The 10,633-nt window shown below is 70.5% G+C and carries 10 protein-coding genes; 8 read left to right on the plus strand and 2 right to left on the minus strand.

Annotation, left to right across the window (positions count from 1 at the left end):
• Positions 1-58: 58 nt before the first annotated feature.
• The 8 genes from D7W79_RS31400 to uraH all read left to right on the plus strand — a co-directional run bounded on the left by D7W79_RS31400 (position 59) and on the right by uraH (position 7,859).
• A complete protein-coding gene (locus D7W79_RS31400; protein WP_120529057.1) occupies positions 59-1,159 on the plus strand; it encodes a coiled-coil domain-containing protein in 1,101 nt (366 codons plus the stop codon).
• A gap of 32 nt (positions 1,160-1,191) precedes the next feature.
• Positions 1,192-2,322 (plus strand): hypothetical protein, encoded by a 1,131-nt coding sequence (locus D7W79_RS31405; RefSeq protein ID WP_120529058.1) that lies wholly within the window; start codon positions 1,192-1,194, stop codon positions 2,320-2,322.
• On the plus strand, positions 2,319-3,098 hold the full coding sequence (locus tag D7W79_RS31410) for a hypothetical protein (RefSeq protein ID WP_147442141.1): 780 nt from the start codon (positions 2,319-2,321) through the stop codon (positions 3,096-3,098). Before D7W79_RS31405 ends, D7W79_RS31410 begins: the two co-directional genes overlap by 4 nt.
• 95 nt (positions 3,099-3,193) lie before the next feature.
• Positions 3,194-4,618 (plus strand): NAD(P)-binding domain-containing protein, encoded by a 1,425-nt coding sequence (locus D7W79_RS31415; RefSeq protein ID WP_167497763.1) that lies wholly within the window; start codon positions 3,194-3,196, stop codon positions 4,616-4,618.
• Entirely contained in the window at positions 4,615-5,961 is a 1,347-nt protein-coding gene (gene allB, locus D7W79_RS31420; RefSeq protein ID WP_120529061.1) for an allantoinase AllB, read from the plus strand. The genes D7W79_RS31415 and allB overlap by 4 nt, the downstream gene beginning before the upstream one ends.
• A 28-nt stretch (positions 5,962-5,989) precedes the next feature.
• Positions 5,990-7,012 carry an allantoicase gene (gene alc / locus D7W79_RS31425; protein WP_120529062.1) on the plus strand — a complete coding sequence of 341 codons (1,023 nt, stop codon included), beginning with the start codon at positions 5,990-5,992 and terminating at the stop codon, positions 7,010-7,012.
• On the plus strand, positions 7,009-7,521 hold the full coding sequence (gene uraD, locus D7W79_RS31430) for a 2-oxo-4-hydroxy-4-carboxy-5-ureidoimidazoline decarboxylase (RefSeq protein ID WP_120529063.1): 513 nt from the start codon (positions 7,009-7,011) through the stop codon (positions 7,519-7,521). The genes alc and uraD overlap by 4 nt, the downstream gene beginning before the upstream one ends.
• Positions 7,518-7,859, plus strand: a complete 342-nt coding sequence (gene uraH / locus D7W79_RS31435) for a hydroxyisourate hydrolase (protein WP_120529064.1) — start codon at positions 7,518-7,520, stop codon at positions 7,857-7,859. The genes uraD and uraH overlap by 4 nt, the downstream gene beginning before the upstream one ends.
• A gap of 20 nt (positions 7,860-7,879) precedes the next feature.
• On the opposite strand, the gene D7W79_RS31440 is transcribed toward uraH, so the two are convergent.
• Both D7W79_RS31440 and D7W79_RS31445 read right to left on the minus strand, forming a co-directional pair.
• Positions 7,880-9,499: a Rieske 2Fe-2S domain-containing protein gene (locus tag D7W79_RS31440; RefSeq protein WP_120529065.1), complete on the minus strand. Its 1,620-nt coding sequence runs from the start codon at positions 9,497-9,499 to the stop codon at positions 7,880-7,882.
• Positions 9,500-9,749: 250 nt separating this feature from the next.
• Positions 9,750-10,633: carbohydrate-binding protein (locus D7W79_RS31445; protein ID WP_244222078.1), on the minus strand; the 884-nt coding region annotated here is incomplete at its 5' end.

Raw genomic sequence — 10,633 nt, forward strand, 5'->3', positions numbered from 1 at the left:
TGCCCGTCCCCGCCCCCGCGAAGCTCACCTCCACCTCCGCAGGCGAGGGAACGCCGTCATGAATCAACAGGTCGCCAACCGGCTCAACTCCGTCGCGGTGTCCGCCTACAAGTTCATGGGGTCGGTGCTGCTGGCGCTGATCCTCCTGGGCCTGATGTCGTTCCTCGCCGTGCAGGGCTTCTTCCTGGCGAGCAGCAGCTGGGTGACGCCCACCATCCTGTCGCCCACCGACCCCAACGTCCTGGCGCTCAACGCGCAGGCGGCGCAGCAGGAGTCGGAGCGGGACGGCCTGATGGCAAGGCGGCGCGAAGCCTCCGACCGCCTCCAGGAGGCCGAGCGCACCGTGGCCACGGAGCGGTCCTTCCAGCAGCGCTTCGTCGTGGCGCTGAAGGGCGAGAAGCGCTCCCGCGACCGGCTGGCGAAGCGGCTGTCCGCGCTGCGCCAGGAGTACCTGCGCGCGGGCGGGGAGATCGCCGAGTCCAACCGCGCGTACAGCGGCCTGGCGCGCACGCGCACGAACGCGCTCTACGGCGCGAAGCTGATGGAGCGCGAGGACGTGCTCACCGCCAACCACCACCTGGCGCAGATGGCGCAGAGCAACCTGTCCCTGGCACAGGAGACGGTGGACCTGGACATGCGCCTGGACACGCTCCGGCGCGAGAGCGAGGGGCTCACCGCGGCGGAGAACGGCCTGGGCCGCGACGACGCCCCGGAGGGACTCACCACGGACACGCTGCTGCTGGAGCGTGAGTACACGCAGTCGGTGCTCGCGATGGCCCGGGCGGAGGCGCAGCGCAAGAGCCTGGAGGCGGACGTGCACGCGCTGGACGACCGCATCCGCCGCTTCGACCAGCTGCTCCAGGTGGTGCACGGCTCGCCGTACCTGAAGGCGCTGGAGCAGAACCTCACGGTGGCCTTCGTGCCCTACGAGAACCTGGCCAACGCCCGGGCCGGCACCCCGCTCTACACCTGCGCGCTGAAGATCCTGTGGTGCCGCGAGGTGGGCGTGGTGGGGCCCGTGCTGGAGGGGGAGGTCTCCCAGCAGCACCCCATCCGCCAGTACCACTTGCGAGGCGTGATGGTGGAACTCCAGCTTCGGGACGCGCCCAGCGCGCGCGAGCCGCTGCTTCACCTGGGCCATCCCCCGTTGATGCTGTGAGCCCCGTCTTGGAAAACGAAAGGAAGCGGAGGATGCGGACGAGCCTCGCGAGAGGAGCCCTGCTGGGGCTCGGGTTGTGGGCGGGCATGGCCCCGGCGGCGGAAGACGCGGGGGCGGTGCGGGCCCAGGCGGACCTCGCGAAGGGCTACTGCGAGCGCGTGCGCGGCACCTCGCGCGCGGAGGCCGCGCTGGAGCTGGCGCCGGAGGTGTTCGCCAGCGTGGGCGCGGTGAACGCGGGCGACGCAACGGGCGGCTCGGACGACCTCCCCCTGGGCTCTCCCAAGCTGCGCGTCACCGCGGGGCTGGGCTACGACTTCGTGGGCCTCTACCGGGGCCACACGCTGCGCTCGCGCGCGGAGGCCGAGTGCCGGCGCTACCAGGCGCTCGCCGCGCTCCAGAGCGCCGTGGAGCACGGTTCACGGTTGGGGGAAGCCGCGGCGCTGGACGCGCGCGCCCGGGCGCTGGCCACCTCCCTGCCCCGCGCGGAAGAGCTGGTGGCCCAGCTGCGCGACGACCTGCGCGACGGTGGCGCGACGCTGGAGGAGCTCAACGCGGTGCAGGTGCGCTTGGATCACCTGCGCTCGCTGGCGCGCGACACCGCCCAGGCCCGCGAGCAGCTGGCGCTCGAACCCGCGCCACCGGAAGGACAGACGCTGAGCGTGCTGCTCAGCGCCTTCGAGGCCGCGGATGATCAGGTGGAGGTCCTGTCCGGCGGCCTGCGCACGGCGGCCGCGTGGCGCCTGAGCGTGCGCGGCGGCTACGACGAGGTCTTCGACGTGGAGCAGAGCACGCCCCTCTTCGGCCAGCTCACGCTGGGCTACAACCTGGGCCACCTCTGGCAGGGCCGGGCCAACGCCCAGGCCCGCGAGGGCCGCCGCCAGGAGACGCGCGACGCGGTGGACGGCGCGCCCCGGCGGGTGCGCCAGCTGCTCGGCGAGCTGCGCATCACCGAGCGGAGCGAACAGCAGCGGCTGGGCGAGGTGTCCGCCCTGGTGTCGGACCTGCAAGGACAGCTGCGCGAGGTGGAGCAGTTGCAGACGCGGCAGGTGCGCCGCTTCCGCGACTACCTGCTGCTGGAGCTGGCACGGCTCCAGGCGGAGCAGGCCTATCTGGGCGCGCACCTGGAGACGCTCCGCTCGCTGCTGGGAGGCACGGGGCCATGAGCGATGCGAGACAACGGCGGTGGGTGGCGCTCGGAACGTCGGGCATCTTGATGCTGTGGGCGGGAGCCCTGCTCCTGAGCCACGGCGCCTGCAACAGCGCGAGGAAGCCCATGGAATCCCCTGTGTCCTCCGGCACGCGCGCGCTTCGCGCGGATCCGCCAGACCCGGACGGCCTGGCCCCCGTCACACGGCGGCAGCTGCACGTCACGGAAGGGCAGCTCGCGAGCCTCACGGAGGACGCGCCGGACGGGACGCACTTCGCCATCGAGGTGCCCCGCCAGCGCGCGGTGGTCCCGGAGTCGACGGGTGACGAGGCGGAGCTGCGCTTCACCTGGCTGGGCGTCACCGACCCGGTGATTCCGCTGGCGTCCGGCCAGCAGCGCGAACAGGTGGGCCTCAAGCTGCGCGCCCGGGATGGCTGCAACGTCATCTACGCCATGTGGCGCATCGCTCCGTCCGCGGGCATCGTGGTCAACTTCAAGCGCAACCCGGACGACCACGAGAGCCGCGAGTGCGGCAACGCCGGCTACACCACCGTGCGGCCGCGCTTCATGGAGCCGCTGGACCGGCTCGCGCCGGGAGAGTCACACGTGCTCAGAGCCCGCATCGACGCGGACGTGCTGACCGTGTACGCGGACGGCAAGCGCGTCTGGGAGGGCCTGCTGCCCGCCGACGCGCTGACGCTGGAGGGCCCCGCCGGGATGCGCACGGACAACGCGCGGGTGCGCTGCGAGCTGCTCGTGCCCCAGGCGGCCGGGACCACCTCCCACCGCTGAGGCGGCCGTCCGGAACCGGCCCCTGCCGCAGGGCCCCCCTTGCATGGGGAATCCGGGCGTGGGTTGCTTCGGGCCCGATGCCCGACCGCGATCCGATGGCCTCGCCTTACCGTCCCCCGCAGGGCCTGGAGGCGCTGGAAGACGCCCTCCGGCGCGACCTGGACATCCTGTCCTACCCGGCCCGGAGCTGGGTGCCGCCGCGCTCCACGCCGGACGGCCGCTCCATCCTGGACGTGCTCGTCGTGGGCGGAGGCCAGAGCGGGCTGGGCGCCGCGTTCGGGCTGATGCGCGAGCGGGTGACGAACCTGTTGGTACTGGACGACGGTAGGGACGGCTTCCACGGTCCCTGGAAGACGTTCGCGCGGATGATCACCCTGCGCACGCCCAAGTACCTCACCGGCCCGGACTACAACATCCCCAACCTCTCCTTCCGCGCCTGGTACGAGGCGCAGCACGGCGCGGAGGGCTTCCAGCAGGTGGCCCTCATCCCGAAGGAGCTGTGGGCGGACTACCTGCTCTGGTATCGGCGCGTGCTGGGCATCCCCGTGAAGTGCGGCACCAAGGCCGGCGCGCTGCGCTGGCGCGCGGACCTGGACTGCTTCGAGGTCCCCGCCGCGCACAACGGCGAGGCGGAGTTCCTGCTCGCCCGCAAGGTGGTGCTGGCCACCGGCATCGACGGCTCCGGCCGCTGGGACGCGCCGCCGGAAGTTCAGCCCCTGCCGCGAGCACTGTGGGCGCACACGCATGACCCCATCGACTTCAACGCGCTGAAGGGCAAGCGCATCGGGGTGCTGGGCGCGGGGGCCTCCGCGTTCGACAACGCCTCCGTGGCGCTGGAGGCGGGCGCGGGCCAGGTGGACCTGTTCTACCGCCGCAAGAAGCTGCCCAATGTGAACCCCTACCGCTGGGCGGAGTTCGCGGGCTTCCTGCGCCACCACGGCGACCTGCCGGACGCGCAGCGCTGGCGCTTCATCCGGCAGATCATCGAGATGGGCCAGCTACCGCCGCGCGACACCTTCGAGCGCGCCCGCCGCCACCCGCACTTCCACCTGCACGCGGAGAGTCCCTGGGTGGAGGTGAAGCAGCAGGACGGCCAGGCCGTGGTGCGCACGCCGCACGCGACGCACACGTTCGACTTCCTCATCATCGCGTCCGGCTTCACCACGGACCTGTCGCTGCGGCCGGAGCTGGCGGAGCTGCACCCGCACATCGCGCTGTGGAAGGACCGCTTCACCCCGCCGGAGAACGAGCGGCACGCGGACCTGCTGCGCCACCCGTACCTGGGCCCCTCCTTCGAGTTCCAGGAGAAGCAGCCCGGAAGCGCGCCGTGGATTGGCGGCGTGTTCAACTACACCTTCGGGTGCCTGCTCTCGCTGGGCTTCGGCGGTGCCAGCATCTCCGGCATGAAGTACAGCCTGCCCCGGCTGGTGGGCGGCATCACGAAGCAGCTCTACCTGGATGACAGCGAGCGCCACTTCCGCGCGCTCGCGGACTACGCGACAACGGAGTTCGAGACGTGAGTGCATCTGTAACCGTGTTTCGCAGCGAGCGCGTGGTGACGCCCGAAGGCACGCGCGCCGCGGCGGTGGTGGTGCGCGACGGGCGCATCGAAGGCATCCACGCGACGGTGGACGTGCCGCAGGGCGCGAACGTGGTGGACCTGGGCCGCGACGCACTGCTGCCCGGCATTGTGGACAGCCACGCGCACATCAACGAGCCCGGCCGCACGGACTGGGAGGGCTTCGCCACGGCGACGGCCGCCGCGGCGGCGGGCGGCATCACCACCGTGGTGGACATGCCGCTCAACTCCATCCCGGCCACCACGTCCCTGGCCGCGCTGCGCACCAAGGCGGAGGCCGCGTCCGGCCAGTGCGCCATCGACTACGGCCTGTGGGGCGGCGTCATCCCCGGCAACGCGGGCGAGCTCCAGGCGATGGTCGACGCGGGCGCGCCGGGCTTCAAGTGCTTCCTCGTGCACTCGGGCGTGGATGAGTTCCCCGCCGCCACGCGCGAGGTGCTGGACAAGGCCATGCCCATCCTCGCGAAGGCGGGCGTGCCGCTGCTGGTCCACGCGGAGCTGACGGACCACGAGCCGCCCTTCGCGGGCGACGTGCGCGCGTACGCCAGCTACCTCGCGTCCCGTCCGGCCGCGTGGGAGGTGGACGCCATCCGGATGATGATCGACCTGTGCCGCAAGCACCGGGGCCCCGTGCACATCGTCCACCTGTCCGCGGCGGACGCGCTGGACGACATCGCGAAGGCGAAGGCGGAAGGGCTGCCCTTCACGGTGGAGACGTGCCCGCACTACCTCACCTTCACCGCGGAGGAGATTGAAGCCGGCGCGACGCACTTCAAGTGCGCCCCGCCCATCCGCGAGGCGGCGAACCGTGAGCGCCTGTGGGCCGCGGTGAAGAGCGGCCTCATCGACCTGGTGGTGTCGGACCACTCGCCCTGCACGCCCGCGCTCAAGAAGCTGGAGGCCGGGGACTTCTCCGGCGCGTGGGGCGGCATCGCGGGCCTGCAGCTCAGCGTGTCCGCGGTGTGGACGGGCATGCGCGCCCACGGCCTGGGCCTGGACGCGCTGGTGGACCGCATGTCGCACCGCACCGCGAAGCTGGCCGGATTGTCGGGACGCAAGGGGGCCATCCGGCCGGGGCTGGACGCGGACTTCGTTGTCTTCGCCCCGGAGGCGCGCTTCAAGGTCGCGCCGGAGGACATCCGCCACCGCCACCGGCTGACGCCCTACGCGGGACGGGAACTGGAAGGGCGGGTGTTGAGGACATACCTGCGCGGCCAGCGTATCTTCGACGCCACCGAGGGACTGACGGGCCCGCGCATCGGCCAGTGGCTGCCGCGCGGTTAGCCCCGGCAAGTCCAGGAGAGGAAAACCGATGCAAGCCGAAGCACCCGGGGCGATGCATGTCGCCTTCGCCGACCTGATTGACCTCGCCGCACGCAAGGTGGGCGGCAAGGCCCTGCTGGCCAACGACGAGTTCTTCGCGCCCAAGGAAGCGATGCTGGAGCCCGGGCGCGGCGTCTTCATCGCGGACAAGTACACGGAGCGCGGCAAGTGGATGGACGGCTGGGAGACGCGCCGCAAGCGCGTGCCCGGCTACGACTGGTGCATCGTGAAGCTGGGCCTGCCCGGTGCCATCCACGGCATCGACGTGGACACCAACCACTTCATCGGCAACTTCCCCGAGTACGCCTCCCTGGAGGCCTGCGAGGTGGACGGAGACCCGACGCCGGAGTCGCTGGCGGAGGACGTGTCGCGCTGGACGGAGCTGGTCCCCAAGCAGCGGCTGCGCGGCGGTTCGCGCAACCTCTTCGCGGTGGCGAACGAGCGGCGCTTCACGCACGTGCGCCTCAACATCTACCCGGACGGCGGCGTCGCGCGCCTGCGCGTGCACGGGCAGGTGCTGCCGGACTGGCACGCGCTCAAGAAGGCGGGGCTGGTGGACCTGGCGGCGGCGGCCAACGGTGGCTCCGTCGTCACGTGCAATGATCAGTTCTTCGGCACGAAGGACAACCTCATCTTCCCGGGCCGCGCGGCGAACATGGGCGAGGGCTGGGAGACGCGCCGCAAGCGCGTGCCGGGCTTCGACTGGATCGTCGTGAAGCTGGCCACGGCGGGCACGCTGCGCCGCGCGGAGGTGGACACCCACTTCTTCAAGGGCAACTTCCCGGACCGCTGCTCGCTGGAGGGCATCCACCTGGAGGAGCCGCTCCTGGACTTCGCCAACGCGACGCACCTGAAGTGGAAGGAGCTGCTGCCGCAGTCGAAGCTCCAGGCGGACCACTGCCACGTCTTCGAGAAGGAGCTGAAGGACGTGGGCCCCATCACCCACGTGCGCCTCAACATCTTCCCGGATGGCGGCGTCAGCCGGCTGCGCCTCTTCGGGGAGCCGGCGTGAGCACGCCGCTGGAGCGCCTGAACACGGCCACGACGGAGGAGGCCACCCAGGCCTTCACCCGCTGCTGCGGCAGCACCAAGTGGGTCCAGCGGATGCTGGCCGTCCGCCCGTTCCGCGACGCGGAGCACCTGTACTCGGAGGCCGTGGACGCCTGGGCGCGCACGGGGCCGGAGGACTGGCTGGAGGCCTTCAAGCACCACCCGCGCATCGGCGACGTGTCCAAGCTGCGGGAGAAGTTCGCCTCCACGGCGCAGTGGTCGTCACAGGAGCAGAAGGGCGTGGCTGGCGCGGACGAAGGCGTGTTGCAGGCGCTGGCCCAGGGCAACCGGGACTACGAGTCCCGCTACGGCTTCATCTTCCTGGTGTGCGCCACGGGCAAGAGCGCGGCGCAGATGCTGGAGCTGCTCCAGGACCGCATGCACAACACCCCCGACGCGGAGCTGAAGATCGCGGCCGGGGAGCAGGCGAAGATCACCCGTATCCGACTGGAGAAGCTCCTCGCGTCATGAGCACCCTCAGCACGCATGTCCTGGACACGAGCACGGGCCGTCCCGCGGAAGGGCTGTCCCTCACGCTGGAGGCCCGCTCGGGTGAAACCTTCCGGGAGCTGGCCCGGGGCGTCACCAACGCGGATGGACGGGTGAAGGACCTGTCGGGCGCGAACACGAAGCTTGTGCCCGGCGTGTACCGCCTCACCTTCGACACCGGGGCCTGGTTCCAGGCCCGGGGTCAGAGGGGCTTCTACCCGTCCGTGCAGGTGCTCTTCGAGATCACCGCCACGGACGAGCACTACCACGTCCCGCTGCTGCTGAGCCCCTTCGGCTTCTCCACCTATCGGGGCAGCTGAAGGCCGGGGCAGCTGAAGCATCAGACGCGCGGCGGTTCGACGGGCGCCTTGTCGCCGCCGCGCTCCACCTTGCCGCCCTCCGGCTTGTCCGCGACGGGCTCCGCGCAGAGCGTGGAGTTGTTCGTCTTGCACGCGCCGCCGTTCTGCAGGTCGAACTGCCAGCGGTGGCGCGGGCACACCACGTAGCGGCCCTCCTCCACCCAGCCTTCGGCCAGGTCCGCGCCCTGGTGCGGGCAGAAGCGCTGGATGGTGAAGCGCTTGCCGCCAGCGTCCACCGTGGTGCGCTCCTTCTGGGACTCCGTGGCGCGGATGCCTTCGCAGAACTCGCGGATGTCCTCCACCTCCACGCCCAGGAAGCCGTGCAGCACGGGCTCGTACACGTCCGGGTTGCGGGACAGGCGCAGGCGGAAGGACAGGAGGAAGTCCTCCCAGTTCAACTTGCGGTCCAGCACGCGCACGATGTCGCTCGCGCTCACCTTCATCGCGTAGCGGCTCTTGTCGCGCATCTCCGTCACTTCATCCACGCGGCGACCCTTGAAGTCCACGCGCAAGAGCCGCGTGGGCGCCTCCGTCAGCTCCACGTAGAGGGGCATGCCCACCCGGTCGTGCAGGTCCAACAGGTCCAGCTTGCGCTGCAGCTCCACGCGCAGGCGGCCGTGGATCTGATCCACCTCCTCGAGCATCAGGTTGCGGCGGCGCTCGCGGAAGACGTGGGCCATGTCCTTCGCGTACGTCTGGAGGTACTCCTTGAAGTTCTCCGTCGTCACGCGCTCCGGCACCTGCGAGACGAACTCCAGCGAGCCCGCGTCCAGCACGTCTCCGGGCATGGGCTCCAGGTAGCGCGTGGGCAGCGTGGGCAGGCGCTTCTCCAGGTAGGAGAAGAGGGCCGGCGCGCGCGGGAAGATGTTCACGTCCTCGAAGTTCAGGCTGAAGAGGGAAGGATCCAGGAAGGCCGCCGGGCCCGCCGCGGCGATGTACGCGCGGGGCTGCACCACGTCCAGCGCGCGCGCCACCGCCTCGAACTTGCTGTCGCGCTTCTTCAGGCTGATGGCCGAGTACGTCTCCTTCGGGTACTCGTAGCAGGTGGGGTGCCAGATGGCGCCGGAGAACTGGGCGGAGAAGACGTCGATGGGCCCCTCCTCCGCGATGACGCGCACCAGCCGGTCGTGCATCTTGCAGTCGTTGATGTTGAGGAAGCACTGCCCGTCACCGCGCACCATCACGCTGGAGTCGCGGTTGGTGCCCTGCTCGGACACGAAGAGCTTGATGTAGCCGCCCTTGATGGGGATCTCGCGCGAGTCCTCGCACGCAATGACGCGCTTGCAGCCGTACTTCTCGAAGATGTCCCGCAGCTCGGAGCGCCGGAACTTCGGCACCAGCACGGTGAAGTCCCGCTTCGCGATGGTGGCCAGGAACTCCGGGTCGAAGTGATCCTTGTGCTCGTGGCTGATGTAGAGGAAGCGCTCCTTGCCCGGCGTCTCCAGCAGCTCCTTCACGCGCGGCGCCAGGTGGTGGTTGCGCGGCAGCTGCATCCACGCGGAGTCAAAGGCCCCCTGGGGCGTCAGCCACGGATCCATGACGACGAGCGCTCCGGCGGTCTCCACCGCGAAGCCCGCATGACCCAGGAAGGTGATCCGCATGAACGTCGTCCCTCGAGTGGAGGACCCGGCCGGAAGGACCGCGCCCTGGAGTGGATGTGCGCGGGCAGCCCATGGCCCCGGCGTCAGCTAGGCTGCGAAGCTAGGGCGTCTCTTTCCAGCGGCACCCCGGCGCGCCCCTGCTGTCGGAAAGCCCACGCACCCCACGTCAGGCCGCGAACAAAAAAAGGGAGGAGGGCCGTGCCAGGCCCCCCTCCCCTGCTGCGTTCAGGACATGAAGCGTGCGGCCCGCCTAGGGCTGGATCTCCCGGACGCTCAGCCACTTGAAGTCCACGTCCGTGGCGTTGTCCCAGCGGAACGTGGCGATGGGGCCGCCCCAGGTGATCGGCATGGCCCCCACGGAGCCGCCGCAGTGCTGGGCGTCGCCGCCCCAGGCCCCGTCGTCGGTCATGTCGTAGACCTTGGTCCAGCTGACCTTGTCCGCGGTGTCGTTGAGGTACAGCTCCAGCTTCACGGCCTCCGGGTTCTTCGTGCCCGGCACGTTGCGCATGACGGCCTTGAAGCCCACCCAGCGGCCCTTCAGCGCGGAGGTGGCCGGCTTGTACGGCGCCTGGTCGTAGGACACGTGCCAGGTCTCCTTCTCCCAGCGCACGCGGCCGTCGTAGTGCAGGCCGCCCTTGTAGCTGCTGCCCTCGCAGCCGGAGCTCTTGTCGTTGTGCTTCCCGCCGCGCGCGTACCACGCGAAGTTGTCCTGGTTGTTGTTCACCGCATTGACCTTCACGAAGCCGGTCATCTCGATGTTCTTCCAGTCGTTCGGCGCCTGCATGTAGCCGCGGCCCGCCAGCTCGTCGCGGTCGTAGGTGGCGATCTGCTTCGCGTCGTAGCCCGTGGCCGGGTAGGCGCTCATGCGGACCTTCGTGCTCTTCATCTTCCAGGAGCCGTCCGCGTTGCGCGTGATGGTGCCTTGCGGATCAAAGCGCTTGTCCGCCGTGGCGTCGTCCGCGAGCGCCCACGCCTCACCGCCCGGCTTGGACGGGTACAGCATCGTCACGCCGAAGCCGTCCACGCCCGAGGGCGCGGGAGCAGGGCTTGCCTCCGGAGGAGCGGTGGGTGCCGGCGCGGAGGGGTCCGCCGGGGCCTCCGTCTCGGACGGGAGAGGCCTGTCTCTTATACACC

It is taken from the genome of Corallococcus exercitus (assembly GCF_003611585.1).
Lineage (GTDB): Bacteria > Myxococcota > Myxococcia > Myxococcales > Myxococcaceae > Corallococcus > Corallococcus exercitus.

What these genes read in the sequence shown, in the direction of transcription:
- uraH (WP_120529064.1), top strand. Translation starts at nt 7,518, where the DNA reads ATGAGCACCCTCAGCACGCATGTCCTGGACACGAGCACGGGCCGTCCC.
- alc (WP_120529062.1), top strand. Translation starts at nt 5,990, where the DNA reads ATGCAAGCCGAAGCACCCGGGGCGATGCATGTCGCCTTCGCCGACCTG.
- D7W79_RS31410 (WP_147442141.1), top strand. Translation starts at nt 2,319, where the DNA reads ATGAGCGATGCGAGACAACGGCGGTGGGTGGCGCTCGGAACGTCGGGC.
- D7W79_RS31440 (WP_120529065.1), bottom strand. Translation starts at nt 9,499, where the DNA reads ATGCGGATCACCTTCCTGGGTCATGCGGGCTTCGCGGTGGAGACCGCC.
- D7W79_RS31400 (WP_120529057.1), top strand. Translation starts at nt 59, where the DNA reads ATGAATCAACAGGTCGCCAACCGGCTCAACTCCGTCGCGGTGTCCGCC.
- D7W79_RS31415 (WP_167497763.1), top strand. Translation starts at nt 3,194, where the DNA reads ATGGCCTCGCCTTACCGTCCCCCGCAGGGCCTGGAGGCGCTGGAAGAC.
- D7W79_RS31405 (WP_120529058.1), top strand. Translation starts at nt 1,192, where the DNA reads ATGCGGACGAGCCTCGCGAGAGGAGCCCTGCTGGGGCTCGGGTTGTGG.